Genomic DNA, 26,086 nt, shown 5'->3' on the forward strand with positions numbered 1-26,086 from the left:
ACCCGCTAATCCATCCGACCGACGTCGAGCACGCGCAGCACCGCGACACCCTCCTCGTCGCTCATCGGCAGATCGACCTCCCCGTCGATACCCCAGTCGTGGTCGCCGGCGGGGTCGTCGAGTATCTGCCGCACCCGCCACACATCGGCGCCGCGGTCGATGAGCAGCAACGCCTGACCCCGCGCGTCCGGGCCGATGCCGACGTCGGCGTGCTCGGCGTAGTACTCGTCGCCGACCGCACCCCAGCGCTGCGCCGTCCACCCGGAGCCACTGTCCAACGCGCCCAACTCATCCCAGCGCTCGCGGGCGAACAGTTCGACGCGACGGAACAGCGCGTTGCGCACCATCGCGGTGAACGCCCGCTCGTTACCCGTCACCGGTCGCGGCCGCACCGGCACCGACACCGGCGCGTCCAGCGGCTGGTCGGGGCTGGTGAGCTGCTCCCACTCGTCGAGCAGGCTCGAATCCACCTGCCGCACCAACTCGGCGAGCCACTCGGTGATGTCGGTGAGCTCCTCGGTGCGCGCCGCGGCGGGCACACCGGAGCGCAGCGCCTTGACCGCGTCGGACAGGTACCGCAGCACGGCGCCTTCGGAACGCGTCAGCCCGTAGAGACTGACGTACTCGCGGAACGTGAAAGCGCCCTCCCACATCTCGCGTACCACCGACTTCGGTGACAGCGCCCCGTCGGCGGCCCACGGATTGGTCTGCAGGTAGATCTCGAACACGCCGTGCAGCAGTTCGTCGAGGGGTTTGGGGTAGGTGACGTCGTCGAGCAGTTCGATGCGCTCGTCGTATTCGATGCCCTCGGCCTTCATCGCCGCGACCGCCTCGCCCCTGGCCTTCTTCAGCTGCGCCGCAAGGATCTGCCGCGGATCCTCCAGCGTCGCCTCGATCACCGAAACCACATCGCGGGCATAGCTTTCCGCGTCGGCATCGAGAACGTCGATGGCGGCCAGCGCGAACGTGGACAGCGGCTGGTTCAGCGCGAAGTCGCGCGGCAGGTCGACGGTCAGCCGGTAGCGGCGGCCGTCGGCGTCGGGCACCGACATCCGCTCGATCACCCCGGCCTGCAGCAGTGACCGGGCGATCCCCACCGCCTCCCGGATCAGCCGCAGCTGCCGCTTACGTGGCTCGTGGTTGTCGGTGAGGAGGCGCCGCATCGCCTCGAACGGGTTGCCGGGCCGGTCGACGACGTCGAGGATCATCGCGGTGAACACGCGCATGTTGCTGGTGAGCGGTTCTGGTGCGGCCTCCACCAGCCGCGTCATCGTCTTCTCGCTCCACGGCACCATGCCCTCGGGCACCTTGCGCCGCACCAGTTTTCGTCGCTTCTTCGGATCGTCGGCGACCTTCGCGAACTGCTTGAGGTTCTCCACCTCGTGGTCGGGCGCCTGCACCACGACGGTGCCCGCGGTGTCGTAGCCGGCCCGGCCTGCGCGCCCGGCGATCTGGTGGAACTCCCGTGCGGTGAGCAGCCGGGTGCGGGTGCCGTCGTACTTCGACAGCGCGGTGAACACGACGGTGCGGATCGGGACGTTGATGCCGACGCCGAGCGTGTCGGTGCCGCAGATGATCTTGAGCAGGCCGGCTTGGGCGAGCTGTTCGACCAGCCGTCGGTACTTGGGCAGCATGCCCGCGTGGTGCACCCCGATGCCGTGGCGCACGAGCCGCGACAGCGTGGTCCCGAACGCGGTCGAGAACCGGAACGCGCCGAGATGCTCGGCGATCGCGGCTTTTTCGTCCTTGGTGCTGACGTTGACACTCATCAGCGCCTGCGCCCGCTCCAGCGCTGAGGCCTGGGTGAAGTGCACGATGTAGATCGGCGCCTGGCGGGTGTCGAGCAGATCGCCGATGGTCTCGTGCATCGGCGTCGTCGCGTACGAATAGAACAGCGGCACCGGGCGTTCGGCGTGGGCAACCAGAGCAGTCGGCCGCCCGGTGCGCCGGGTCAGATCCTCCCGCAGGAACGTGACGTCGCCGAGCGTCGCCGACATGAGCAAAAATTGTGCCCCGGGCAATTCCAGCAGCGGCACCTGCCAGGCCCAGCCGCGGTCGGGATCGCCGTAGTAGTGGAACTCGTCCATCACGACCACGCCGATGTCGGAGCCCGAACCTTCCCGCAGCGCCGTGTTCGCCAGCACCTCGGCCGTGCACACGATGATCGGCGCGTGCGCGTTGACGGCGGCATCGCCGGTCAGCATGCCGACGTTCTCCGCACCGAACACCCCGCACAGCGCGAAGAACTTCTCGCTCACCAGCGCCTTGATCGGCGCGGTGTAGTAGCTGCGCCGCCCGGCCGCCAGCGCGGCGTACTGCGCGCCGGTCGCGACGAGCGACTTGCCCGATCCGGTCGGGGTGGCCAGCACGACGTTGGCGCCGCTGACGAACTCGATCAGCGCCTCTTCCTGGGCGGGGTACAGCGGGGTGCCGTTGTCCTCGGCCCACCCCGCGAACGAGGTGAACAGGTCGTCGGGATCGGCGTCCGCGGGGGGAACGAGCGGCGCGCTCATCGAGCGTCGGGCCGGCGCAGCGCGGCACCCGCGGTGGCGCCCAGGACACCGACCACGACGAGACCGATACCGGCGAGCAGGGTGATGTTGAGCCAGTGGTGCGCACTGTCCTCGGCGGTGCGCACCATCACCTCGGCCACGGTGCGGATGTCGCCGGTGGTTCTGTTGACCGCCGCGTCGATGAAGCGCCGGCCCATCTCGATGCCCGCCCAGCCGGCGGCGCCGACCAGCAGCGCCGACACTCCGAGGGCACACAGCGCGCGCCCCTTCGACCGGGCGGCCGCCAGGGTCAGCAGCGCCAGCAGGCCGGTGAGCACCGCGGCGCCGATGCTCGCCCACGGACCCCAGGTGGCCAGCGGTCGCAGCTTGCCGGGGCGCAGGTCGGGTGATTCGACGGTGATGGGCACCGTCAGCGTCGGGGGCACGGCGAGGTCGAGGCTGCCGAGCGTGGCGTGAAACGACGGGTCCGACAGCATGGGTGCGATGTCGATCAGCCACCGGTCCGTCGAATTGCCCTCGGGTACCGCGCCGGTGAACATCCACCGGTGGGCGATCCGGTTGGCCTGGGCGAACTGACCGGGGAAGCCGGAGTTGCTGGTGTAGGAGTCGGCGACGGTGCGGACCAGCTGCGGGTTGAGCCGGTAGCCGTTGTCGGCGCCCAGCGCGATGATCTGGGCGCTCAGTTCGCCGGCCATCGCGTCCTGCAACCGGGGGTCGCCGGCCGCGCGGGCGGCCAGGGCGGCGTACCCGTCCTCGTCGACGATGGTCTTCTGCGCCCACCCGGCGGGGACGGCGACGGCCAGCGCGAGCGTGGTCAGCAGCCACAGCATCAGCGTGGCGAGAAAACGCACCGCGTCCCTCCTGTCGGGACGCACGAGCCTTCTGTCGCCGCCGGAGCGGCTCCGGGGACCTAGTCGGCCAGCGCGCGTCCCACGATCAACGGGTCGGGCCGGCCGACCACCTCGTGGTCCTTGTTGTCGTAGTCGAATTTACTCAACACGTAGCGCATGGCGTTGATGCGGGCGCGCTTCTTGTCGTTGCTCTTGACCACCGCCCACGGGGCGATCTCGGTGTCGGTCCAGGCGAACATGTCCTCTTTGGCCGAGGTGTAGTCGTCCCATTTGTCCAACGACGCCAGATCGGTGGGCGAGAGCTTCCACTGCCGCACCGGGTCGACCTGCCGGATCGTGAAGCGGGTGCGCTGCTCGGACTGGGTCACCGAGAACCACAGCTTGATCAGGCTGATGCCGTCGTTGACGAGCATCTGCTCGAACAGCGGGGCCTGCCGGATGAACTCGGCGTGCTGCTGGGGCGAGCAGTACCCCATCACGCGTTCGACGCCGGCACGGTTGTACCAGGACCGGTCGAACAGCACGATCTCCCCGGCGGCGGGCAGGTGGGTGACGTAGCGCTGGAAGTACCACTGCGTCTGTTCCTTCTCGGTGGGCTTCTCGAGCGCGACGACGCGGGCCCCGCGCGGGTTGAGATGCTCCATGAAGCGTTTGATCGTGCCGCCCTTGCCTGCGGCGTCGCGACCCTCGAAGACGATCACGTGGCGATGGCCGTGGGCCTGGCTCCACTTCTGCAGCTTCAGCAGTTCGATCTGCAGCAGCCTCTTCTGTTCCTCGTACTCCGCGCGGGTCATGCGCTCGTCGTACGGATAGTTCTCGCGCCAGGTGTCGACGGTCTCGCCGCTGGGTTGCAGCACGAGCACGGGGTCGTCATCGTCGTCGTCGAGGACGTGGTAGCCGGAGCTGTCCAGGGTCACCGGCCGACGCTAACCAGCGTCGCCGTCGAGACGGTGACGGCGAGGTGAACAGCCGGTGGACTACTTGGCGATGCGCTTGGGCCGGATCAGCGCCAGCTTGGTCATCATCGTGTTCATCCGCTTCAGCGCGCGCTGCGAGTTGTTGTAGTAGTTGCCCCCGGCGCCGACCGCGGTGCGGGGGCTGACCACGGTCTCGATGCGGCAGTACTTGCGCAAACCCTCAGGCCCGCCGAAGCGCGCACCGATACCCGAGGTCTTCCAGCCGCCCATCGGGGCGGTGGTGCACATCAGGTTCGAGATCACGTCGTTGATGTTGACGCCACCGCAGTCCAGTTGCAGGGCAACCTCTTTGGCGCGCTCGACATCGCGGGAGAACACGGCCGCGGACAGGCCGTACGGGCTGTCGTTGGCCAGCCGGACCGCGTCGGCCACCGACGACACCTTCATGATGGGCAGCGTCGGACCGAACGTCTCCTCCGTCATCGCCGCCATCGAGTGATCGACGTCGACCAGCACGGTGGGCTCGTAGAAGCTGCCGGGACCCGGCCGACGCTTCCCGCCCGTCAACGCCCGCGCACCCTTGGCGAGTGCGTCGGCGACATGACGTTCGGTGACGGCGACCTGGCTGTCGTCGATCATCGCGCCGAAGTGATGCCCCTCGCCTGCTCCCATCTTCAGGTTCTCGACGTCACGGACCACGGCGGCGACGAACTGGTCGTACACCGGCTCGAGCACGTACACGCGCTCGACCGACACGCAGGTCTGCCCGGCGTTGAACATCGCACCCCACACCGCGGCGTGGGCGGCCAACTCGATGTCGGCATCCTCCAGGACGATCATCGGGTCCTTGCCGCCCAGCTCCAAGCTGACCGGGGTCAGCCGACGAGCGGCCCGCTCGGCCACCTTGGCACCGGTGGCGCTCGAGCCGGTGAACTGGATGTAGTCGCTCACGTCGATGACGGCCTCGGACACCTCCCGGGCGCCCTGGGCCAGCGCCAGCACGTCGGGGGCGCCGGAGTCGAGCCAGCCGCGCAGCAGCAGTTCAGCGGTCAGCGGGGTGCGCTCCGAGGGCTTGAGCAGGACGGCGCAGCCGGCAGCGAGTGCCCCGATCGCGTCCATCAGCGCGTTGGCGACGGGGTAGTTCCACGGCGCGATGATGCCGACGACGGGGCGGGGCCGATAGTGCACCTCGATCTTCTTGATCGACAGGAACGGCAGCGCCGCGGGGCGGGGGTCGGGAGCGAGCGCTTTCTCCATGGTGCGCACGTAGTAGGACAGGATCATCAGGAGCAGCGGCACCTCTTGGGCCGCGTCGGTCGCGGATTTGCCGGTCTCGGCGATCAGCAGCTCTTCGATCTCCGCGCGGTGGCGGCCCAGCCACACCCCGTACCGCGCCAGGACCTTGGCCCGGCCCGCAGCGCCGCGGGCCTCCCATTCGCGCTGGGCGTCGCGCAGGGCGGCAGCGGTGCGAGGCACGTCCGCAGCGTCGGTCCAGCGCACCTGGCCGGCCAAAGCGCCGGTCGCGGGGTTGGTGATGGTGCCGGTTCCGGTGAAGGGCGTGACGTCGGAGGTCGCAGTCATGCCCCTACTCTAACGAGCGGTGTGACGCACGTCGCACGCGGGGTTGACAGGTGTCAACTTTGCGGTGCGATGCCCCGGATGTAGGCCGCCTGCCCGAGATGCTGGGCGGCGTCGTCGATGATGCTCACCAGTCGCGAGCTCGCGGTCACCGGCGGCGCCCAGCGCTCGTCGACGACCCGGGCCAGGTCCTCGCCCGACACCGAGGCGACGTACGACAGGCACTCGCGGTGCACCGCGTGGTAGTAGCCGGCGAGGAGGTCCGCCGACGCGCGTACCTTGGCCACGTCCTGCGGGGTGTGGCCGTAGCCGTGCGCATCGCGCGGGAGGTCGAGGGCGAAGCGGTCCACCCAGCCCTCGCGGAACCAGACCTGCTCGATGCCCGCGATGTCGCACAGCTGGGCATCCTGGATGCGGGCACTGTGCCACAGCAGCCACGTGATGGTGTTGGCCTCCGGCGTCGGCCGGTAGTAGGCCACCTCGTCGGTCAGACCGTCGGTCAGATCGTCGGCGTGCTCGATCAGGCGGGTGAACGAATCACGCAGGAGCTCGCGGGCAGCGTCGATGTCGGCCATGCTGCCCAAGCTACGCCCGCCGTCGGACACGTGGTCACCACGACAGGTCAGGTTCGGCGTCTCCTTCTCTCATCCCGAATTCGTCGCCCGGGCGGTGCACCGTGGCCCCGAACTCCGTCGCGCACTGCCACCGCGCCTGCCGGTGCAGCGCCCACGACGCCCGGCACACCACGTGGGCGGCCCCCTCGCTGACATGCACCTCGGCGACGCCGGGTCGCGCACAGGCGGCGACGAGGTCGGCCACGCCCTGCACGGACAGCACGGGCCGTCCGGTCACGGCGACGACGAACCGGGTGCGACGCCGAATGTCGTCGGGCACCGGACCGACACGGATGCGGTCATCCTGCAGATGAGCTCGCGCGCACAGCGACTCCGCTCCCGCGCCCGTGATCCATACACCGACGTCGTGAGCGAGGAAGCCGGCGAGCGTCGCGACGAGGGACCCCAGTCCGTGCTCGTCGGCATCGATTTCGACTGCCACGTCGGGGATCTCGTAGCGCAGACCATGGGTGCGTGCCGCCGGATCGGTGATCAGCCTCGCCAGCGCAAGAGCCTCGGCGTTCTTGGCGGCGGCCCGGTCCGACACCTCACGACCCGCCCAGTCGGGACCGTTGTGCCACGCCACCGCCCGGCGCGCGTGGTGGAACACCGCGCCACAGACCGCGGCCCGGTGCGCGAACTCCCAGTCTTCTCCGCCGTACCGGTCGAACGACTCGTCGAAACCTCCGCAGTAATCGAACAGTTCTCTGCTGCAACACATCACCGAGCTGATCACGTAGCGGTAGGCGGTGTGGTCGGCGATGGCGAGGTCCCCGGTACGGGCATACGCGTCGGTGAGCCAGCGCGGTTCACCCAGCACCACCGGGGTGCGCTCGCCCGCCCACCATCGCGCCACGTCGGCCGCCGACCAGCCGTCGAGGCGGGCATGGCGCCGCCGACCGACCACCAACGCATCCGGTAGCAGCGACGGTAACCGCGAGATCTCCCGCAGGTAACCGGGTTCCGGCACGGTGTCGGCGTCGAGGAAACAGAGGATCTCGCCGGCGGTGGCGGCGGCACCGAGGTTGCGGGCCGCCGCGGCGCGGAATCCGCGGTCGGGTTGCCGAACCACTCTGCACCGCAACGACGTCGACGAGATGTCGGGCGGCACCGGGGAGCCGTCGTCGGCGACCGCGACCTCGACCAGGTGCAGGGGGTAGTCCTGCAGCTCCAGCGCGGCGAGCAGCCGGTCCAGATCGTCCTGCTGGTCGTAGAACGGCACCACGACGGCGATACTCGCGTCGCGTCCCGGCCTGCCGTCCAGCACGTCCCACCGGTTGCCCGCCACACAGAACCTGCCGTCCGGCAGGGGAAACAGCTCCGGTGTCATCGGTGCCACCTGTCGAAGAAGGCGCGGTAGGCACGCGCGGTGTCCGACGGTGACGGCCGCGGTACCGACTCGTCGGTCAGCCAGGTGGACAGCGGATCATCGAGCGCAGCGCGGATCGCCCCACCCAGTCCGCGCGGCGGGTACAGCGTGAGCATGCCGGGATTGCGGTCGGCGATCTCGCGGGTGTAGCGATTCGTCGCCACCAGGGGGCGGCGCGCCGCCGACAGCCACGAACCCAGTGAGCCCGACGCCGATACGTGCGTGTGCGCGACGACGGGCACCGTCACGCGTTGCAGCACGTCGATCAACTCGTCGTCGCCCACGTGCCCCGTCACGTGGAAGCACCGGCCCTGTTCGGCGGCGCGCCCCGTCAGGTCGGTCACCAGATCGTCGTGCCCGGAGGAGGGTTCGCCGATCGCGTGGACCTCGACGTCCCGCGGCAGATTTGCAGCAGCCGCGATCACCTCCTCGTGCCCCTTGCCGGGGTACAGGAAGCCGAACACGCCGATGGTGCGCACCTCCGCGGGGCGGCGACGAACCGGCGCCGGTCGTCCGATCGGTAACGGGATCACCGCGACCGACGACACGTCGACACCGATGTCCCGCAACAGCTCTCGCTCGTGCTCGCTGCTCACGGCCACACCGGCAGAGCGTGCGGCGACGTCGGCGTATGCCCTCGCACGCCGGTCGGCGTTGCGGCCGTCGGAGCGCTGCGGCAGATCGTGCAGCGTCACGGTGACGCGGGCGCGGGCAGCGATCGCCGCGACGGCGCAGGCCGCCGCTTCCGGGGTGTCCCCGAAGAGCCGGTCGGTGAACTGCAGATGCACCCCGTCCTCGCCGACGTTGCTCAGCAGGCCCTCGACGTCGGGCGACCACACATGCCGCAGGCTCAGCGCGAGCCCGAAGCGGACCACGCCGTGGTGGCGTGGTCCCACGAGGGCCTGCGTCACCTCGCTCACAGAAGTCCCAGTGAATCCATGACGTTTCCGTGACGCTGCACGGCGAGGTCGAGGAAGTCGGGGTTGCGTCCGTACCACCGCAGCTGCGCGGAGTGGACGTCCTCGGGCGCGATCGTGGTGCCGTGCTGACACCAGGCCCGCCGCGGCGTCCCGGACAGTCCCAGTGCGCCGAGCACCCGCGCCTCCAACGGCGCGGTCACCGACGACAGCAGGACGGTGTCGAGGGAGCCGACGGTCACCGTCGCTCCGAGGTGGTCCAGGATGCGGCCGGCCAGGGCGATCAACACTGCATTACCGGGGTGGTTGATCGTGTGTGCCGCGTCTACGCCCAAGCCCGCCAACAGATCCGAGACGCCGACGTCACAGTCTCTGGCTTCCCGCATCGCCAGCTCGTCGCGACTGAGGGCGGCCACCGTCCGGAGCTGTTCTGCGCTGACCTCGACGTCCCACGGGTCGTCGGGCGAGCGCCCCGCCCGCGCCGCCGCGATGGTCCGCAGGTCGTGGTACGGCACCACCGGAGGTGTCAGCGATCGGTCGGCGGGACGGCGCACGATGACCTGGAAAGGATAGAGCCCGGCGTAGCGGATCACCGGCCAACGAACCACCCGGGCACCGGCATTCAGTCGCTCGACCAGTTGGCCCGTCCCCACGGGCAGGCCCCGGTAATCGGGCCGGACCGGTTGGCTGAGCAAGACCGCAGCCTGCCCCAGCAATGCGTCGAGATGAGGCAGATCCTGTTGTGTCAGTTCATGAACCGGCGGAATCCGCACCGTCCGGTACGGCCGTGCCGGCACGCTGTCGAGCACCCGGCGCAGCGCCTCGGCCTGACAATTGCCGACGACCAACCACAGCGGCTCGTCGTGCGCTGACTGCTCGGCGGGCGAGCTGGAGAAGTCCACGCCGAGAGGTTACGTGTCACCTCGGCGTGGTATATCTTTCCCCAGAGCAATCGTCGAGACAGCGGCGAGACTGATCGCCTCTGTCGAAAGGATTGTGTGAATCTGATTCGTGTTGCCTCCGTTCCGGCTGCACACCCGTACATCACCGCCACCGTGGACACCACGCTCGTGACGCTGCTCCCCGATCCGGTTCCTCCGGATGCGAGCCAGCCGGGCCAATGGTGGCCGCCACAATGGCTCGATCCGCAGTACGTGCTCGCACATGTCGCCGAGATCGACGTCCTGCACGTGCATTTCGGGTTCGAGAGCATCGAGCACGACGATCTCGTGGCCGTCGCCGACGTACTCGCCGCCTATGGCGTCCCGCTCGTGGTCACCGTGCACGACCTCGCGAACCCGCATCTCGAGGACCAGACCGGTCACCACGCCAAGCTCGGCACCCTGCTGCACCGCGCGGATGCCGTGATCACCCTCACCGACGGCGCGGCCCGGGAGGTCCGTGATCGGTGGGGCGTCGCGGCGACGGTGCTGCCGCACCCGCACCTGCTGCCGATCGACCAGGTCGGGTCACCGCGCGAGCACCGCACCGAGCCCGTCGTCGCCATCCATGCGAAGTTCCTGCGGGCGAACATCGACCCGTGGCCGGTGATGGACACACTGCTTGCAGCGCAGCATGTTTCGCTGCGGCTGGATCTCGATGGCAACGCTCTTGACTCACCTCGGGCCGACGAGCATTTGGCCGATCGGCTGGCGGCCTACCGGGCGCGCGGTGTCGACGTCCGGGTCCATCCACCGTTCACCGACGCCGAACTCGTCGGCTTCCTCCACGACATCGACATCCTGGTGCTGCCCTACCGCTTCGGCACCCACTCCGGCTGGGTCGAGGCCTGCCACGACAGCGGTGTCGTTCCTGTGGTCCCCGACTGCGGACATCTGCACGAACAACGGCCCTGCACCACCTTCGGTTTCGGCATCGGGCGCTTCGACCGAGCCGGCCTGCTGGCGGCCGTCGCCGACGCGCTCGGACAGATCGGGGAACGAACAGACGACCTAACCCGCCGGCGCGTGCGGGCCGCAGAGCGCGACCAGGTGCGGCAGGACACCGCGCGGCTCTACCGCGGACTGTGCCGGAGTGCGAGAACCGCATGAGCGCACGCCCGTTACGCATCGCGCTTCTGGCCTCGTCCCGCTACCCGGTACGGCAACCGTTCGCCGGCGGACTGGAAGCGTTCGTGTTCGAACTCGCTCACGGCCTCACCGCTGCGGGACACCACGTCACCGTGTTCGCCGCGCCGGGCTCCGACATGGGCCTGCCATGGAACGTGGTGCCGCTGCGCACCCTGCACATGAGCGAGGAAACCCGCCGTCTCGATCCCACGACTCCTGAATGGGTGGTGCAGGAGACGCACGCCTACCTGTCGGTGATGGTGGGCCTGGGCCGGGCCGAGCTCGGTGCGTTCGACGTCATCCACAACCACAGTCCGCATTACCTGCCGCTTGCCATGGCCCACACCGTCGACGCCCCCATGCTGACCACGCTGCACACCCCTCCCCTGAAGTGGCAGGAGCAGGCGGTCGCACTCCCCGGCGGCGTGGCCAGCAGCTTCGTCGCCGTCAGTGAGTTCACCGCGCGGCAGTGGTCTCCGATCAGCGGGCCCATCCCGGTGATCCTCAACGGAGTGGACATGGCACACCGGCCGATGGGTCCTGGCGGCCATTACGCCGTGTGGACGGGGCGACTGGTGCCGGAGAAGGGCGTCACCTCGGCCATCGCCGCGGCGCGCGCTGCAGGCATCCCGTTGCGCATCGCCGGACCGATCGGCGACTCCGTGTATTTCGACGCCGCGGTGCGCCCTCTGCTGGGCGACGGCGTCGTCTACGACGGACACCTGCGGCGTGACGACCTGAACCTGCTGGTCGGCGGCGCGGCGGTCGCACTGGTGACCCCCCACTGGGACGAGCCCTACGGCCGCGTCGTCGCCGAAGCGCTCGCCGCAGGCACGCCCGTCGCGGCGTTCGCCCGCGGCGGGATCCCCGAGATCATCGACGAATCGTGCGGCCGGCTCGCGGCGCCCGGAGACATCGACGGGCTGAGCCTGGCCCTGCTCGACGCCATGAGGCTGAACCGGAGCGACGCGCGCGCCCGCGCCGAGCGCTGTTGCTCGCACGAGGTGATGGTGTCGCGGTATCTCGACCAGTATCGACAGCTGCTGTGCGCTCCGGGAATCTCGGCGATGGACGGCGTGTCGGCGTGATCGGTTACTACGTGCACCACCACGGCCGCGGGCACGCGGCCCGGGCCCGGTCCATCTGCGCCCGCCTAGACGAGCCCGTGACCTTCTTCTCCTCGCTGCCCCGCCCCGCGCAGATGCGGCCCCAGGACCGCTGGGTGCAGCTCGCCCTCGACGTCCCGCCCGACGGCGAGCTGCCCGTCGATCCGCAGAGCCGTGGTCGATTGCATTGGGCGCCAACACATGTGGCGGGTCTGGCGCGGCGCGCCGCCGATCTGCTCCAGGTCGCCGCGGACGCCGGGCTACGCCGCCTGGTCGTCGACGTATCGGTCGAGATCGCGATGCTGGGCCGGCTGGCGGGCATCCCCGTCACCGTGATGGCAATGCCCGGCGAGCGCACCGATCCGGCCCACCGGCTGGCCTACGACATCGCCGACCAGATCGTGGCGCCCTGGTCCGCCGACGTCTACCGACCGGCGTGGCTCCACGATCACGCGGACCGCACTCACTTCGTCGGATCGATCAGCCAGTTCGAGGATCGAGGGCGACGCACCCGGTCAGACACTCGGACTGGCGTGCTGCTCGGCGGTGCCGGTGGCGACGATCTGCCCGCCGACGCCCTCGACCAGCTCCGCACGGCCCTTCCGCACTACCGGTGGATCGCGCTGGGGTCATCGGGATGGGTCGACGATCCGTGGCCGGTGCTGGAGGCGGCCGACGTCATCGTCACCCACGCAGGACAGAACGCCGTCGCCGACGTGGCGCTCACCGATGCCGCGGTGATCGTGATCCCCCAGCACCGCCCCTTCGCCGAACAGCACGCCACCGCAACAGCTTTGGCGCGAGCGGGGCTGACCGTGGAGTTGACCGAGTGGCCCACCCGTGACCGGTGGCCCGCGTTGCTCACCGGAACCCTCGCGCTGGACCGGTCGGCGTGGTCGCGGCTGCATGTTCGCGGGGCCGCCGCCCGCGCCGCGCAGGTGATCGCCGCGTGAGTCCTCGCGCCGCGGTGGTGACCGTCGTGCACGGGCGGCACGCACATTTGCGGACCCAGCAGGCGGGGTTGGCGCAGTGCGTGCCCGGGCAGCATGAGCGCATCGTGGTCGCGATGGCCGATCCGACCGTCCCTGAACTCGCCGGCCCCGGCGTCCACGTCGTCCCGTGCTCCGCAGATCCCGCGGCGCTGCCGTTGGCCCGTGCCCGCAACGTCGGCGCCCAGGCCGGCCTCGATCGCGGTGCCGAGCTGCTGATCTTCCTCGACGTCGACTGCATTCCCGGTCGGGATCTGATCGGCCGGTACCTCGACGCGCACGGACGCATCGAGCGGCCGGCCCTGCTCTGCGGGCCCGTCACCTACCTGCCGCCCGCACCCGGCGGCTACCCCCTCGATCGCCTCGACGAGCTGACCGACCCCCATCCCGCGCGACCGGACCCTCCGCCGGGCGTGCTGCAGATCGAGCCGAACCACGACCTGTTCTGGTCGCTGTCTTTCGCCTGCTCGGCGGACACGTGGACCCGCCTCGGCGGGTTCTGCGAGGACTACACGGGCTACGGCGGGGAAGACACCGACTTCGCGGCTTCCGCTGCAGCGCAAGGACTTCCGCTGATCTGGGTGGGCGGCGCGCACGCCTACCACCAGCACCACCCGGTCTCGAATCCGCCTGTCGAGCACGTGGCCGCCATCGTCGGCAACGCGCGGATCTTCCACCGGCGCTGGGGGCGGTGGCCGATGACGGGGTGGCTGGACGCGTTCGAACGTGACGGCGTGATCACACGCCGGGGCGACGACATCGAGATGACCGACAGGACGGTGACCGCAGGTGCCTGATCAAGATGCCTGATCCGATGGCCGGATTCGACCAGCCGGTCCAGTCCTGGGAGGACATCCCCGGCTGGTTCCAGTGGCGCTCGGGGCAGGAGGAAGCCGTCGAGCACTTCGGTGCCGGCGACCGCATCGTCGAAGTCGGCTGCTACCTGGGCCGCAGCCTCTGCTCGCTGGCCGAACTCGCCCGCGGTCGCGACCTGGTGATCGTCGGCGTCGACACCGCCCGCGGCAGCGGGCCCGAAGGGCGCGGCGGGACCAACGCGCACGCCCCCGCGGTCAGCCACGGCGGCGGCACGCTGGCCGGGCTGCTGCACCGCAACCTCATCGCGTGCGGCGCGGCCGATCAGGTGCAGCTCCTGATCAGCGACTCGGTGGCCGCAGCGAAGCTGTTCGCCGACGAATCCCTGGCCTGGGTGCACCTCGACGCCCGGCACGACTACGACAGCGTGTGCGCCGACATCACCGCCTGGCTGCCCAAAGTCCGCCCCGGCGGCTGGCTGTCGGGCGACGACTACGACGAGTGGCAGTGGCCCGGCGTGGTGCAGGCCGTCGCGGACACCCTCGACGGCGCCACCGGATGGTCGAAAGGTCAGTGGCGCTGGCTCAAACCGGCGGACCGGTGACCGCCGGGCCGCCGCCGTGGAACACGGCCTCGACGTTGTTGCCCTCGGGGTCGCGCACGAACGCGCCGTAGTAGTTGTCGTGGTACTCGGGCCACATCCGCGGCTCGTGCAGCGGCTCGGCCCCCAGCGAGAGCGCGGTGCGGTAGAACGCCTGCACGGCTTCGGCGTCCTTGGCCACGAACGCGACGTGCATCTCGCGGTTCGGACCTGACACGTCGCCGACCGAGGCGTCCCCGATCCAGAACGAGGGATGGCCGTCGGCGCCGTAGCCGACGGCGACCTCCATGTCCATCTGCCGGGTGTAGCCGAGCACCCCGAGGACCTTGTCGTAGAACGTCTTCGACTCGTCCCAGTGCACGCAGTTGATTCCGAAGTGGTCGATCATCTCCTGACCGTACATTCGAGGCATGACACATGACCTGATCATTCGTGGCGGGACCGTGGTCGACGGCCTGGGCGGCGAACCGTTCGTCGCCGACGTGGCGGTCACCGGCGGCGTGATCACCGAGGTGAGGCCCGGCATCTCGGGCCCGGCTGCCCGCGAGATCGATGCCACCGGCCTGCTCGTCACCCCCGGGTTCGTCGATCTGCACACCCACTACGACGGTCAAGCCATCTGGTCGGACCGACTGACCCCATCCTCGGCGCACGGCGTCACCACGGCGGTGATGGGCAACTGCGGCGTCGGCTTCGCCCCGTGCCGAGCGGATGACCACGACGTGCTCGTCGACGTGATGGCCGGGGTCGAGGACATCCCCGGGGTCGTCATGGTCGACGGGCTGCCCTGGCACTGGGAGACCTTTCCCGAGTTCCTCGACGCGGTCGAGGCGCGGCCGCACGACATCGACGTGGCCGCGTTCCTGCCGCACTCCCCGCTGCGCGTGTACGTGATGGGTCGCCGCGGTGTCGACCGGGAACCGGCGACGCCCGAGGATCTCGCGATGATGCGCAAGCTCGCCGCCGAGGCGGTGCAGGCCGGGGCGCTGGGCTTCGCGTCGTCGCGGCTGACGCTGCACAAGTCCGAGAGCGGTCACCCCATCCCGAGTTACGACGCCGGCTACGCCGAGATCGAGGCGATCGCGCGAGGCGTCGACGACGCCGGCGGCGGGTTGATCCAGTTCGTGCCCGACCTGATGGCCGGGGACTACGAGCCGGCGCTGCGCACGGTGTTCGACGTGGCCGCCGACGTCGGCCTGCCCGTCACATTCACCCTCGCGATCGGCAACGCCGGTGACCCGTTCTTCCTCGACGCGCTGCGCATGGTCGAGAAGGCCAACGACAACGACGGCCGGATCAGCGCACAGATCTTCCCGCGCCCGATCGGGCTGATGCTCGGCCTCGAGTTGTCCGGCAACCCGTTCGTGATGTACCCGTCCTACCAGGCGATCGCGCACCTGCCGCTGGCCGAGCGGGTCGCCGAGATGCGTGAACCCGAAGTGCGCGAACGTATTCTGAACGATCGCCCGGCCGCCGACGGACACCCGCTGATGTTCGCCGCCCAAGCCTGGAACTACATGTTCCCGCTGGGCGATCCGCCGAATTACGAACCGGCGCCGTCGGATTCGATCGGCGCCCGCGCACAGGCACGCGGTATCAGCCCCGCTGAAGAAGCCTACGACCGCCTGCTCGACGACGATGGTCAGGCCATGCTGCTGGTGACCCTGGCCAACTTCCGGGACGGCTCACTCGACACCGTCGCCGAGCTCATTCGCCGTGACGACGTCGTCCTCGGATTGGGCGATGGCGGTGCTCACTACGGAATGATCTGCGACGCAAGCTTTCCCACGTACATGCTGACGCACTGGGTGCGAGACCGACCGACCGGCCGGCTCACGGTGGCCGACGCGGTGCGCGAACTCACCTCGGTGCCGGCGTCGGTAGCGGGCCTGGCCGACCGCGGCCGCATCGCGGTGGGCTACAAGGCCGACCTGAACGTCATCGATGCCGACGCGCTGCGGCTGCACCGGCCCGTCGTCGTCGCAGACCTCCCGGCCGGCGGCCGGCGGCTCGACCAGAGCGCCGACGGATACGTCGCCACCGTCGTCACCGGGCAGGTGATCGCCGAGAACGGCGTCCCCACCGACGCCCGGCCCGGGACCCTGATCCGCGGCCGACGGGAGGCGCCGAGCGCGTGAGTCGCGTTGCGCCACTTGCCCCGCCGTGGAGCGAGCAGGACGCCGACGGCATCAACCGCTGGGGTCACCCCGACCGGACCTACGAGCCGCTGCTGCTGGTGCGGTGCCTGCAGCGTCACCCGGCGCTGGCCGCGAAGCTGCGCGCGCTGGGTGAGGCCCTGTATGTCGATGCGACACTGCCCCCTCGATTGCGCACCATCGCGATCCTGCGCATCTGCGCACTCGTCGGATGCGCCTACGAGTGGGGTGGGCAGGCCGCGTTCTGGGGTCCTATCGCGGGAGTGTCCGAGTCCGAATGCGACGCGCTGGTCACCGGCGCCGACGTCGGATGGTCAGCTCAGGAACGCACGCTGATATCCGCGGTCGACGAGCTCGAGGCGACCGGCTCGTGGATTGAGCGGACCTGGACGGCGTTGGGAGGCACCCTCAGTGACGAGCAGCGGATGGAGTTGCTGATCGCGGTCGGCTGGTACCGCACCATCTGCACGCTGTGCAACGGGATGGACCTTCCCGTCGAAGGCTGGATGCGGCCTTGGCCCGGCTAGCTCGACCGCTTCAGCGCCGGGTGCTGGTTACGTAGCAGGGGCAACAGCAGCCGGCGCGGCATGACTTCGAAGACCCGTGCCGGAATCTCGTTCTGCCAACCCGGGATGACGCTGCGCCCGCTCTCCAGTGCCTCGATGCCCTTCCTGGCGACGGTGCGCGACGGAATCCACAGGAACTTCGGAAACGCCGCAGCGAAGGTCCGTTCGTCCATGCCTGCCGTCTCGAGGAACTCGGTGCGCACCGGCCCCGGATGCAGAGCGGCGACGGTGACGCCCGTGCCGGCCAGCTCACCGCGCAACCCGTCGGTGTAGGACCGCACGAACGCCTTCGTCGCGGCATAGCCCGACTGACCGGGGAACGGCTGGAAGCCGGCCGTCGACCCGACATTGAGGATCGCGCCACGGCCGCGCGGCACCATCTGCTGCACCGCACGGGTGGTCAGGTCGATCACCGCCTCGACGTTGACCCTCACCTGGCCGATCTCGGCTTCCGGGGTCGAGCCGAGGACCGGGCCGATGGTGCCGATGCCGGCGTTGTTGACCAGGATGTCCATCGTGAGGCCGCGGCGGCCGACTTCCTCCAGGAGATCCGCGCGGGCGGCCGCGTCGGCGACGTCGCAGGCGATGACCTCGACCCGGACCCGGCCCGACAGTTCGTCGGCCAGTTCACGCAGCCGGTTCTCGCGGCGGGCGACCAGCGTCAGGCCGTACCCGCGCCCCGCGAGTTCGCGAGCCAGGTCGGCGCCGATGCCCGACGAGGCTCCGGTGACGACGGCGGTGGTGTTCTCGGACGGGCGGGGAAGGGCCATGGTGTGGGAACCTACGCCGCCGCCCGTCAGCGGGTGAGCACGACCTTGCCCGTCATCCGGCCCGACTCCACGTCACGGTGCGCCTCGGCCAGCCCTGCCGCCGAGAAATCGGTGATGGTCTTGGTGACCGTCGTCCGCAGCACGCCCTGGTCCACCAGATCCGCCGTACGGGCCAGCAGTCGCTGCTGTTCGATCATGTCCGGCGTCTCGAACATGGCCCGCGTGAACATCAATTCCCAATGCCACGCAATGCTTTTCGCCTTCAGACCCACCAGCTCCATGCCCTCCGGTTCGTCGATCGCGGTGATGTGGCCGAAGGGTGTGACGATCGCCTCGTAGTCGTCGATGTTGCCTGCCGAATGCGGGGAGAACAGGTAGTCGACGCCGCCGGGAACCGCGGCCAGCGTCTCGTCCCGCAGATGATGGTGGTTCACGATCAGGTCGGCGCCCATCCGTCGCGCCCACTCCCGCGACTCGTCGCGGCTGGCGGTGGCGATCACCCGCACCTGCGTCAGCGCCTTCGCGAGCTGGATCATGATCGAGCCGACACCGCCGGCAGCACCGAGCACCAGCAGATCGCCGGTCGAGTCCGCGGTGAGGCCGAACCGGTCGAACAGCGACTCCCACGCGGTGATCGTCGTCAGCGGCAGCGCGGCCGCGTCGGCGAACGACAGCGATGCCGGCTTGCGGGCGACGATGCGCTCGTCGACCGCCTGCAGTTCGGCGTTACTGCCGGCGCGGGTGATGTCCCCGGCGTACCAGACCTCGTCGCCCACCGACAGCGTCGACACCTGCGGGCCGACCGCCTCGACCACACCGGCCGCGTCATAACCCAGAATCTTCGGTTCGGAGGAGGACTCCAGTGCCGCACGCTGTTTCACGTCGACCGGATTCACCGACACCGCGAGTACCCGGACCAGTACGTCGCGGGGCCTCAGCTCGGGCACCGGGACGGTGATGTCGCGCAGGCTGTCGTCGATCGAGTCGGCGGCGTACGCGCCGATCGCAGTCATCGTGTCCATGCTGACAGTGAACCTCAGCGGCGCCGAGTTTCATCCATGCCGATCGCAAACGTTGTTCGGAGCCCGGCGACGTGCGCTGATGGATCCCCGTGACTGTCATAGCCCCACCCGACACCGAGCCCGCCACACCGGCAGCGCGCACCGCGCTGTGGGCGTCCCTGGTCGGGACGACGATCGAGTGGTACGACTTCTTCCTCTACGCGACGGCCGCCAGCCTCGTGTTCAACCGGGCCTTCTTTCCTGACCAGACCACGTTCGTCGGCACGCTGCTGTCGTTCGCGACGTTCGCGGTGGGGTTCGTTGTCCGGCCCATCGGCGGGTTCGTGTTCGGCCACATCGGCGACCGCATCGGCCGCAAGAAGACGCTGGCGCTGACCATGCTGCTGATGGGGGCGGCGACCGCGTTGATGGGTGTGCTGCCCACGGCCGCGCAGATCGGCGTGCTCGCCCCGATTCTGCTGCTCCTGCTGCGCATCGTGCAGGGCTTCGCGCTCGGCGGCGAGTGGGCGGGCGCGGTACTGCTGGCGGTCGAGCACGGCCCGGCGCGCAGGCGAGGGCTCTTTGGCAGCATCCCGCAGGTCGGCCTGGCGCTCGGACTCGCCCTCGGCACAGGCGTTTTCGCCCTGCTGCAAATCGCGCTGCCCGATGATGCGTTCCTGGCCTACGGCTGGCGCATTGCGTTCCTGTTCAGCATCGTGCTGGTGATCTTCGGTGTCGCGGTGCGGCTGAAGGCCAGTGAGACACCGGCCTTCGAGAAGGTCCGCGACGAGGACGACCGGGCCGCGGTGCCGGTGCGGGAGGTGTTCCGACCGCCGGTGCTGCGCTCGACCGTGCTGGGCATGCTGTCGCGGTGGGGCGAAGGGGCCGCGTTCAACACCTGGGGCGTGTTCGCCATCGCCTACGCCACCGGCACGCTGAAGCTGGAGAAGGTGCCGGTGCTGATCTCCGTTACTGCCGCCGCCCTGCTGATGGCGGTGCTGCTGCCAGTATCGGGTCTGCTGACCGACCGCTACGGCCCGAAGCGGATCTACACGATCGGCATCGGCGCCTACGGCGTCGCGGTGTTCCCGGTGTTCGCCTTGTTCGGCACCCGCGACATCGGGCTGTACGCCGTCGGCATGCTCGTGGTGTTCGGCGTCGTGCATGCGCTGTTCTACGGCGCGCAGGGCTCGCTGTATGCGTCGCTGTTCCCGGCCCGCATCCGCTACACGGGACTCTCGACGGTCTACCAACTCTCCGGCGTGTTCGCCTCGGGGCTGACACCGCTGATCCTGACCGCCCTGATCGGAGCGGTGGGCGGTTCGCCCTGGCTGGCGTGCGGCTACCTGGTGCTGACCGCGGTGATCAGCGTGACCGCGACGCTGGCTCTGAAGCCGACGCCGCTGCGGGAGCTTTAGGGGCTAGGCCGAACGTGGGCCTCGTGCACGGCATCCGCCGAGAAGTTGTGCACAGGCCCCACGTTCGAGCAGCTTGGCGCGCACACGTTCGACGATGACGTCGGGACGCCGCAGCATCTCAGCGCTCACCCTGATTACTGCCCACCCGGCCTCGTCCAACAGCGCCAGCCGGTCGATGTCCCATGTGCGCTGCCGCCGGTCACTCCAGTGCTGAACACCGTCGTACTCGACGGCGACCTTCCACTGCCGCCAGCCCATGTCGACACGGACACGCAGATCCTTGAACGCGATCTGCGTCTCGGGCCGCGGGAGTCCGGCACGGACCAGGATGAGCCTCACCCGGGTTTCCTGCGGCGACTCCGCACCCCCGTCGACCAACTTCAATAACCCGGGGATACGCCGAACACCGCGAACGCCGGGGTGCGCTGCTGCGACGGCTGCGATCTCAGCCGCGGACAAGCGGGTTGCGTTCATCAGCGCGTCGATGACGGGGACCGCCTCGTCGAAAGGTCGGGTGCGGCCGAGATCGAACGCAGTGCGCGCCGGCGTGGTCGCATCGACCCCCGCGACGAGACACGTCTCTCCGGCTGCGAGGGTCCATGAGTGCGCGATCATGCCGGGTGCCGCATGCCGGTCCGCGCGGACGATCTCCGCGGGCGCGTGAGGGTCGATCCACTTGGTGCCGAAGACCGCGGCGGCCGAGGTCCCGCCCAGAACTGCGCCGGTTGCGAGCCATGCGGCATGCGCTGTGATGCGGGCCGTCAACTCGACGTCCTTCGCGAGATAGACGTCGCGGAACACCGGGCGGTGGTGACGGGCCAGGGCGCGGCGGGTGAGGTGGCCGTCGCGGACCGCGACGCTGCCGATGAAAGGTTCCATACGGGCACCGTCACCGCGGCATCCGACGAGAGTGGGCCTCCCGCACGCTTTTCGGGCCGAACCTGTGCACAGGGCCCACGTTGGGGATAAACAAGAAGGCCCGGCCCCGCGAACGGGACCGGGCCTCTCGAAGGCGACTTCTTAGAAGTCCATGCCGCCCATGCCACCGGTCGGGTCGCCCGCAGGTGCGGCGGCCTTCTCCGGCTTGTCGGCGACGACGGCCTCGGTGGTGAGGAACAGCGCCGCGATCGAGGCTGCATTCTGCAGCGCCGAGCGGGTCACCTTCACCGGGTCGGCGACGCCGGCCTTGAGCAGGTCCTCGTACTCGCCGGTCGCGGCGTTGAGGCCGTGACCCGCGGGCAGGTTGGACACCTTCTCGGCGACGACACCGGGCTCGAGACCACCGTTGAAGGCGATCTGCTTCAGCGGGGCCGACAGCGCGACGCGCACGATGTTGGCACCGGTGGCCTCGTCACCGGAGAGGCCGAGGCCGTCCAGCGTCGGGGCCGACTGCAGCAGGGCGACGCCGCCACCGGCGACGATGCCCTCTTCGACGGCAGCCTTGGCGTTGCGGACGGCGTCCTCGATGCGGTGCTTGCGCTCCTTGAGCTCCACCTCGGTGGCAGCTCCGGCCTTGATCACCGCAACACCGCCGGCCAGCTTGGCCAGGCGCTCCTGCAGCTTCTCGCGGTCGTAGTCGGAGTCGCTGTTCTCGATCTCGGCGCGGATCTGGGCCACGCGGCCGGCGATGGCGTCGGAGTCACCGGCGCCCTCGACGATGGTGGTCTCGTCCTTGGTCACGACGACCTTGCGGGCTTTGCCGAGCAGCGCGACGTCGGCGGTCTCCAGGGACAGGCCGACCTCTTCGCTGATGACCTGGCCACCGGTGAGGATCGCCATGTCCTGCAGCATCGCCTTGCGGCGGTCACCGAAGCCCGGGGCCTTGACGGCGACGGACTTGAAGGTGCCGCGGATCTTGTTGACCACCAGGGTCGACAGGGCTTCGCCCTCGACGTCCTCGGCGATGATCAGCAGCGGCTTGCCGGACTGGATGACCTTCTCCAGCAGCGGGAGCAGGTCCTTGACGGTCGAGACCTTGGAGCTGACCAGGAGGATGTAGGGATCCTCGAGGACGGCTTCCTGGCGCTCGGCGTCGGTCACGAAGTAGCCCGAGATGTAGCCCTTGTCGAAGCGCATGCCCTCGGTGAGCTCGAGCTGCAGGCCGAAGGTGTTGCTCTCCTCGACGGTGATGACACCCTCGTTGCCGACCTTGTCCATGGCCTCGGCGATGAGCTCGCCGATCTGGACGTCGCCGGCGGAGATCGCGGCGGTGGCAGCGATCTGCTCCTTGGTCTCGACCTCCTTGGCCGACTTGAGCAGACCCTCGGTCACGGCCTCGACGGCCTTCTCGATGCCACGCTTGAGGCCGAGCGGGTTGGCGCCGGCGGCGACGTTGCGCAGACCCTCGCGCACGAGCGCCTGGGCCAGCACGGTGGCGGTGGTGGTGCCGTCACCCGCGACGTCGTCGGTCTTCTTGGCGACTTCCTTGACCAGCTCGGCGCCGATCTTCTCGTACGGATCCTCGAGCTCGATCTCCTTGGCGATGGACACGCCATCGTTGGTGATCGTGGGGGCACCCCACTTCTTCTCGAGGACGACGTTGCGACCCTTGGGGCCCAGCGTCACCTTTACCGCGTCGGCGAGGCTGTTGAGGCCCCGCTCGAGGCCGCGACGGGCCTCTTCGTCATACGCAATTGTCTTGGCCATTGCGAAGTGTTTCCTCCGGGATTGGGGATGCACGTCTTGCTGGTCGGGCGCAGTGCCCGCGACGGACGGCTGGGGATGTGCTCGCGGAAATGCGGCCCCGGCCTCACCGTCCCGACCTAGCACTCACCGGTCGCGAGTGCCAACTGCATTCTTAGCACTCGACCTGGGAGAGTGCAAGGCTGTTCATCGAGCGCGTAGGCCGTCCAGCACGACGTCGATGACCCTGGTCGCAGCCTCCCCGTTGTAGCCCTGCATCGCCTGGAGCCCGACCAGCAGAGCCTTGACCTCCGCCACGCCGATCTCGCCGCGCACGGTGCCTGCCTCCTGCCCGGCGCGCAGCAACTCTCCGAGCATTGCGAGGAACTCGTCTTCGACCTCAGGGATCGCCACGTCCACCGAGACACCGGCACCGGCGAGCGCCTCGCTGAGACCCCGGTCGGTGGCCCCCCATTGCAGGACCAGGGTGCGTAGAAAGGCGAACAGCGCCTCCCCTGGCGCAACCTCCTGGAGCAGGGCGCTGCCCCACGCGATGATGCTGCGAATTCGGTCGTCGACGACGGCGCGGAACAGGTCTTCCTTCGTCGGAAAGTGTCGATAGACCGTGCCGGCACCGACCCCGGCCCTGCGGGCGATCTCGTCGATCGGCACCGCCAGCCCCTCGTCGGCGAAGGTCTCGTAGGCGACCTCGAGCACCCGGGCGCGGTTGCGTGCCGCGTCTGCGCGCAGGGGCCGATTCATGACGAGCTCCTCAGGAATAGATAAACGGGGCGTGCGTTCCGTATAGTGATCAACAACCGGAGCGGACGCCCCGCTTCCATTCATTCTAGGAGAACGACATGACGACATGGACTGAAGCCGACATTCCCGACAGGACCGGCCGCACGGCCGTGATCACCGGCGCCAACACCGGCCTCGGCTTCGAGACCGCCAAGGCGTTGGCGGCGAAGGGAGCGACGGTCGTCGTCGCGGTCCGCAACACCGACAAGGGGAAGGACGCGGTCCGCCGCATCCAGCAGACGGCACCTGGGTCGACCGTCGTGCTGCAGCATCTCGACCTCAGCTCACTGGCCTCGGTACGCGCTGCCGCGGACCGACTCAAGAGCGATCACCCCACGATCGACCTACTGATCAACAACGCCGGCGTCATGTACACGCCCCGCCAAGAGACCGCAGACGGCTTCGAGCTGCAGTTCGGCACCAACCACCTCGGCCACTTCGCGCTGACCGGGCTGCTTCTCGATCGTGTCACGGCAGCGCCGGCGGGGCGCATCGTCACCGTCAGCAGCATCGGGCACCGAATCCGCGCGAGCATCCACTTCGACGACCTCCAACTCGAGCGCGGCTACAACCGCGTCGTGGCCTACGGCCAGTCCAAACTCGCCAACCTGCTGTTCACCTACGAGCTGCAGCGGCGGTTGGCCGCCGCCGGATCGCCGGCCTCCGCACTGGCGGCACACCCGGGCGGGTCGAACACCGACCTCGGCCGACACCTGCCGCTGCTCGATCCGGTGTTCCGCGCGGTGTCGCAGAGCGCGGCGATGGGAGCCTTGCCGACATTGCGGGCCGCGACCGATCCGGCCGCCCGCGGGGGCCAGTACTACGGCCCGTCAGGACCCTTCGAGCTGCGCGGGTACCCCGAGGTGGTGGACTCGAGCAAGCAGTCCAAAGACGTCGAGCTGCAGCGACGCCTCTGGACCGTGTCCGAAGAACTCACCGGAATCACCGTCGCCGTCTAGCGATCCCCTCCCACGAAAGGACACCCATGAGCGACTGGACCACAGCCGACATCCCCGACCAGACCGGCCGCGTCGCCGTCATCACCGGCGCCAACACCGGCCTCGGGTTCGAGACCGCCAAGGCGCTGGCGGACAAGGGCGCGACCGTCGTCATCGCGGTGCGCAACGTCGAGAAGGGCAAGCAGGCGGCGGACAGGATCAGCGGGACCGTCGAGGTCCAGGAGCTGGACCTGACGTCCCTGGTCTCCATCCGCGCCGCCGCCGACGCGCTCAAGAGCCGGTTCGAGCGCATCGATCTGCTGATCAACAACGCCGGCGTGATGACGACCCCCAAGGGCACCACGAAGGACGGCTTCGAGCTGCAGTTCGGCACCAACCACCTCGGCCACTTCGCGTTCACCGGGCTGCTGCTCCCCCACATCGTCGACGTGCCCGGCTCCCGCGTGGTGACCGTGAGCAGCAACGGCCACAAGATGGGCGGTGCGATCCACTGGGACGACCTGCAGTGGGAGCGCAGCTACAGCCGGATGGGCGCCTACACACAGTCCAAGCTGGCCAACCTGATGTTCACCTACGAGCTGGAGCGCCGCCTGGCCCCGCGCGGGAAGACGATCGCCGTCGCGGCCCACCCCGGGACGGCCACCACCGAGTTGGCGCGCAGCTTCCCACGCCCGGTCGAACGCGCCTTCCTGGCGGCTGCTCCGCTGCTGTTCGCCCAGAAGCCCGATGGCGGTGCGCTGCCATCGCTGCGCGCCGCCACCGACCCCGGTGTGCTCGGCGGGCAGTATTACGGCCCCGACGGCATCGGCCAACAGCGCGGCGCGCCCGTCGTCGTGGCGTCCAACGCGCTGTCCTACGACGTGGCCCAGCAGCAGCGGTTGTGGACGGTCTCCGAAGAACTCACCGGAGTCACCTTCCCCGTTTAGCGTGGGCGCATGTCGCTGCTGGTGCCGCCCTATCCCCCGCCCCGCTACACCGCCGACGAGCCCGAGGTCAGCGCGTGGCTCAAGCGTGGCGACGCACCGCCGGACTACGACTCCTTCGGCCTGGTCCAGTACCACTATCTGGCCGGCCAGGGCGACACCGGCGGCGACTACGGCCTGTACCGGGTGACGATCGCCCCGCGCGGGGGCGGGCCGGGCCCGCACTACCACCGCGGCATGAGCGAGGCGTTCTACATCCTGTCGGGCACCGTGGCGCTGTACGACGGCAGCGAGTGGACCGACGGCGGGGCGGGAGACTTCCTCTACGTCCCGCCGGGCGGCATCCACGGCTTCGGCAACCGGGCCGACGCACCCGCGACGATGCTGATGCTGTTCGCCCCGGGTGCGCCGCGCGAGCACTATTTCGAGGGGTTGGCCCAGCTCGGGGAGCTGACCGACGAGGAACGCCGCGAGTGGTTCGCCAAGAACGACAACCACTTCGTCGAGTAGGTACCAGACACGCCGGGGGTGGA

The 26,086-nt window shown here is 69.4% G+C and carries 25 protein-coding genes; 11 read left to right on the plus strand and 14 right to left on the minus strand.

Features of this window, described 5'->3' with window-relative positions:
• Positions 1-5: 5 nt before the first annotated feature.
• From MHN84_RS21610 to MHN84_RS21645, 8 genes are read right to left on the minus strand one after another with little or no spacing between them, the layout of a single operon-like run.
• Positions 6-2,513: an RNA helicase gene (locus MHN84_RS21610; protein ID WP_241206558.1), complete on the minus strand. Its 2,508-nt coding sequence runs from the start codon at positions 2,511-2,513 to the stop codon at positions 6-8.
• Positions 2,510-3,364 (minus strand): hypothetical protein, encoded by an 855-nt coding sequence (locus tag MHN84_RS21615; protein WP_241206559.1) that lies wholly within the window; start codon positions 3,362-3,364, stop codon positions 2,510-2,512. The genes MHN84_RS21610 and MHN84_RS21615 overlap by 4 nt, the downstream gene beginning before the upstream one ends.
• Positions 3,365-3,423: 59 nt before the next feature.
• On the minus strand, positions 3,424-4,281 hold the full coding sequence (ppk2, locus tag MHN84_RS21620) for a polyphosphate kinase 2 (RefSeq protein ID WP_241206560.1): 858 nt from the start codon (positions 4,279-4,281) through the stop codon (positions 3,424-3,426).
• A 60-nt stretch (positions 4,282-4,341) separates the two neighbouring features.
• On the minus strand, positions 4,342-5,862 hold the full coding sequence (locus MHN84_RS21625) for an aldehyde dehydrogenase family protein (protein WP_241206561.1): 1,521 nt from the start codon (positions 5,860-5,862) through the stop codon (positions 4,342-4,344).
• Positions 5,863-5,915: 53 nt separating this feature from the next.
• A complete protein-coding gene (locus tag MHN84_RS21630; protein ID WP_241206562.1) occupies positions 5,916-6,434 on the minus strand; it encodes a mycothiol transferase in 519 nt (172 codons plus the stop codon).
• 34 nt (positions 6,435-6,468) lie between these two features.
• Positions 6,469-7,803: a glycosyltransferase family 2 protein gene (locus tag MHN84_RS21635; protein ID WP_241206563.1), complete on the minus strand. Its 1,335-nt coding sequence runs from the start codon at positions 7,801-7,803 to the stop codon at positions 6,469-6,471.
• Positions 7,800-8,753: a glycosyltransferase gene (locus MHN84_RS21640; RefSeq protein WP_241206564.1), complete on the minus strand. Its 954-nt coding sequence runs from the start codon at positions 8,751-8,753 to the stop codon at positions 7,800-7,802. Before MHN84_RS21640 ends, MHN84_RS21635 begins: the two co-directional genes overlap by 4 nt.
• A 5-nt stretch (positions 8,754-8,758) precedes the next feature.
• Positions 8,759-9,661 carry a WcbI family polysaccharide biosynthesis putative acetyltransferase gene (locus MHN84_RS21645; protein WP_241206565.1) on the minus strand — a complete coding sequence of 301 codons (903 nt, stop codon included), beginning with the start codon at positions 9,659-9,661 and terminating at the stop codon, positions 8,759-8,761.
• 153 nt (positions 9,662-9,814) lie between these two features.
• Between MHN84_RS21645 and MHN84_RS21650 the strand changes: the two genes are divergently transcribed.
• From MHN84_RS21650 to MHN84_RS21670, 5 genes are read left to right on the plus strand one after another with little or no spacing between them, the layout of a single operon-like run.
• On the plus strand, positions 9,815-10,810 hold the full coding sequence (locus tag MHN84_RS21650; RefSeq protein WP_241206566.1) for a glycosyltransferase: 996 nt from the start codon (positions 9,815-9,817) through the stop codon (positions 10,808-10,810).
• Positions 10,807-11,916 carry a glycosyltransferase gene (locus MHN84_RS21655; RefSeq protein ID WP_241206567.1) on the plus strand — a complete coding sequence of 370 codons (1,110 nt, stop codon included), beginning with the start codon at positions 10,807-10,809 and terminating at the stop codon, positions 11,914-11,916. Before MHN84_RS21650 ends, MHN84_RS21655 begins: the two co-directional genes overlap by 4 nt.
• Positions 11,913-12,887, plus strand: a complete 975-nt coding sequence (locus MHN84_RS29905; protein WP_241206568.1) for a glycosyltransferase — start codon at positions 11,913-11,915, stop codon at positions 12,885-12,887. Before MHN84_RS21655 ends, MHN84_RS29905 begins: the two co-directional genes overlap by 4 nt.
• The gene (locus MHN84_RS21665) at positions 12,884-13,720 is read left to right on the plus strand and encodes a glycosyltransferase family 2 protein (RefSeq protein WP_241206569.1); all 837 of its coding nucleotides are present in this window, start codon (positions 12,884-12,886) and stop codon (positions 13,718-13,720) included. Before MHN84_RS29905 ends, MHN84_RS21665 begins: the two co-directional genes overlap by 4 nt.
• A gap of 5 nt (positions 13,721-13,725) precedes the next feature.
• A complete protein-coding gene (locus tag MHN84_RS21670) occupies positions 13,726-14,340 on the plus strand; it encodes a class I SAM-dependent methyltransferase (protein ID WP_241206570.1) in 615 nt (204 codons plus the stop codon).
• Here the strand turns inward: MHN84_RS21670 and MHN84_RS21675 are convergent.
• Positions 14,321-14,725: a VOC family protein gene (locus MHN84_RS21675; protein WP_241206571.1), complete on the minus strand. Its 405-nt coding sequence runs from the start codon at positions 14,723-14,725 to the stop codon at positions 14,321-14,323. The genes MHN84_RS21670 and MHN84_RS21675 overlap by 20 nt on opposite strands.
• Before the next feature lie 22 nt (positions 14,726-14,747).
• Here MHN84_RS21675 and MHN84_RS21680 point away from each other — a divergent pair, with 22 nt between their 5' ends.
• Positions 14,748-16,475: an amidohydrolase family protein gene (locus tag MHN84_RS21680; protein ID WP_241206572.1), complete on the plus strand. Its 1,728-nt coding sequence runs from the start codon at positions 14,748-14,750 to the stop codon at positions 16,473-16,475.
• Positions 16,472-17,020, plus strand: a complete 549-nt coding sequence (locus MHN84_RS21685) for a carboxymuconolactone decarboxylase family protein (RefSeq protein WP_241206573.1) — start codon at positions 16,472-16,474, stop codon at positions 17,018-17,020. Before MHN84_RS21680 ends, MHN84_RS21685 begins: the two co-directional genes overlap by 4 nt.
• Here the strand turns inward: MHN84_RS21685 and MHN84_RS21690 are convergent.
• Entirely contained in the window at positions 17,017-17,829 is an 813-nt protein-coding gene (locus tag MHN84_RS21690; protein WP_241206574.1) for an SDR family oxidoreductase, read from the minus strand. The genes MHN84_RS21685 and MHN84_RS21690 overlap by 4 nt on opposite strands.
• A gap of 26 nt (positions 17,830-17,855) precedes the next feature.
• Positions 17,856-18,851 (minus strand): zinc-binding alcohol dehydrogenase family protein, encoded by a 996-nt coding sequence (locus tag MHN84_RS21695; RefSeq protein ID WP_241206575.1) that lies wholly within the window; start codon positions 18,849-18,851, stop codon positions 17,856-17,858.
• An 89-nt stretch (positions 18,852-18,940) separates the two neighbouring features.
• On the opposite strand from MHN84_RS21695, the gene MHN84_RS21700 reads away from it, so the two are divergent.
• Complete coding sequence (locus MHN84_RS21700; RefSeq protein WP_241206576.1) at positions 18,941-20,248, plus strand: MFS transporter; 1,308 nt, start codon at positions 18,941-18,943, stop codon at positions 20,246-20,248.
• A 3-nt stretch (positions 20,249-20,251) separates the two neighbouring features.
• Here the strand turns inward: MHN84_RS21700 and MHN84_RS21705 are convergent, their stop codons facing one another.
• The 3 genes from MHN84_RS21705 to MHN84_RS21715 form a co-directional block, all read right to left on the minus strand.
• Positions 20,252-21,127, minus strand: a complete 876-nt coding sequence (locus MHN84_RS21705; RefSeq protein ID WP_241206577.1) for an endonuclease domain-containing protein — start codon at positions 21,125-21,127, stop codon at positions 20,252-20,254.
• A 141-nt stretch (positions 21,128-21,268) separates the two neighbouring features.
• Positions 21,269-22,894: a chaperonin GroEL gene (gene groL / locus MHN84_RS21710; RefSeq protein WP_221361569.1), complete on the minus strand. Its 1,626-nt coding sequence runs from the start codon at positions 22,892-22,894 to the stop codon at positions 21,269-21,271.
• A 183-nt stretch (positions 22,895-23,077) separates the two neighbouring features.
• Complete coding sequence (locus MHN84_RS21715) at positions 23,078-23,632, minus strand: TetR/AcrR family transcriptional regulator (RefSeq protein WP_241206578.1); 555 nt, start codon at positions 23,630-23,632, stop codon at positions 23,078-23,080.
• 98 nt (positions 23,633-23,730) lie between these two features.
• Here MHN84_RS21715 and MHN84_RS21720 point away from each other — a divergent pair, with 98 nt between their 5' ends.
• The 3 genes from MHN84_RS21720 to MHN84_RS21730 are packed head-to-tail and all read left to right on the plus strand — an operon-like array spanning position 23,731 to position 26,063.
• On the plus strand, positions 23,731-24,630 hold the full coding sequence (locus MHN84_RS21720) for an SDR family NAD(P)-dependent oxidoreductase (RefSeq protein ID WP_241206579.1): 900 nt from the start codon (positions 23,731-23,733) through the stop codon (positions 24,628-24,630).
• A gap of 26 nt (positions 24,631-24,656) precedes the next feature.
• Positions 24,657-25,556, plus strand: a complete 900-nt coding sequence (locus MHN84_RS21725; RefSeq protein WP_241206580.1) for an SDR family NAD(P)-dependent oxidoreductase — start codon at positions 24,657-24,659, stop codon at positions 25,554-25,556.
• A gap of 9 nt (positions 25,557-25,565) precedes the next feature.
• Positions 25,566-26,063: a cupin domain-containing protein gene (locus MHN84_RS21730; protein ID WP_241206581.1), complete on the plus strand. Its 498-nt coding sequence runs from the start codon at positions 25,566-25,568 to the stop codon at positions 26,061-26,063.
• The last annotated feature ends 23 nt before the right edge of the window (positions 26,064-26,086 follow it).

It is taken from the genome of Mycobacterium sp. PSTR-4-N, assembly GCF_022348085.1.
GTDB lineage: Bacteria > Actinomycetota > Actinomycetes > Mycobacteriales > Mycobacteriaceae > Mycobacterium.

Bases quoted from the DNA above. Each gene is read 5' to 3' on its own strand.
- MHN84_RS21695 (WP_241206575.1), bottom strand. From the start codon at position 18,851: ATGGACACGATGACTGCGATCGGCGCGTACGCCGCCGACTCGATCGAC.
- MHN84_RS21655 (WP_241206567.1), top strand. From the start codon at position 10,807: ATGAGCGCACGCCCGTTACGCATCGCGCTTCTGGCCTCGTCCCGCTAC.
- groL (WP_221361569.1), bottom strand. From the start codon at position 22,894: ATGGCCAAGACAATTGCGTATGACGAAGAGGCCCGTCGCGGCCTCGAG.
- MHN84_RS21725 (WP_241206580.1), top strand. From the start codon at position 24,657: ATGAGCGACTGGACCACAGCCGACATCCCCGACCAGACCGGCCGCGTC.
- MHN84_RS21730 (WP_241206581.1), top strand. From the start codon at position 25,566: ATGTCGCTGCTGGTGCCGCCCTATCCCCCGCCCCGCTACACCGCCGAC.
- MHN84_RS21670 (WP_241206570.1), top strand. From the start codon at position 13,726: ATGCCTGATCCGATGGCCGGATTCGACCAGCCGGTCCAGTCCTGGGAG.
- MHN84_RS21690 (WP_241206574.1), bottom strand. From the start codon at position 17,829: ATGGCCCTTCCCCGCCCGTCCGAGAACACCACCGCCGTCGTCACCGGA.
- MHN84_RS21635 (WP_241206563.1), bottom strand. From the start codon at position 7,803: ATGACACCGGAGCTGTTTCCCCTGCCGGACGGCAGGTTCTGTGTGGCG.
- MHN84_RS21680 (WP_241206572.1), top strand. From the start codon at position 14,748: ATGACACATGACCTGATCATTCGTGGCGGGACCGTGGTCGACGGCCTG.
- MHN84_RS21630 (WP_241206562.1), bottom strand. From the start codon at position 6,434: ATGGCCGACATCGACGCTGCCCGCGAGCTCCTGCGTGATTCGTTCACC.
- MHN84_RS21705 (WP_241206577.1), bottom strand. From the start codon at position 21,127: ATGGAACCTTTCATCGGCAGCGTCGCGGTCCGCGACGGCCACCTCACC.
- MHN84_RS21715 (WP_241206578.1), bottom strand. From the start codon at position 23,632: ATGAATCGGCCCCTGCGCGCAGACGCGGCACGCAACCGCGCCCGGGTG.
- MHN84_RS21720 (WP_241206579.1), top strand. From the start codon at position 23,731: ATGACGACATGGACTGAAGCCGACATTCCCGACAGGACCGGCCGCACG.
- MHN84_RS21610 (WP_241206558.1), bottom strand. From the start codon at position 2,513: ATGAGCGCGCCGCTCGTTCCCCCCGCGGACGCCGATCCCGACGACCTG.
- MHN84_RS21625 (WP_241206561.1), bottom strand. From the start codon at position 5,862: ATGACTGCGACCTCCGACGTCACGCCCTTCACCGGAACCGGCACCATC.
- MHN84_RS21675 (WP_241206571.1), bottom strand. From the start codon at position 14,725: ATGATCGACCACTTCGGAATCAACTGCGTGCACTGGGACGAGTCGAAG.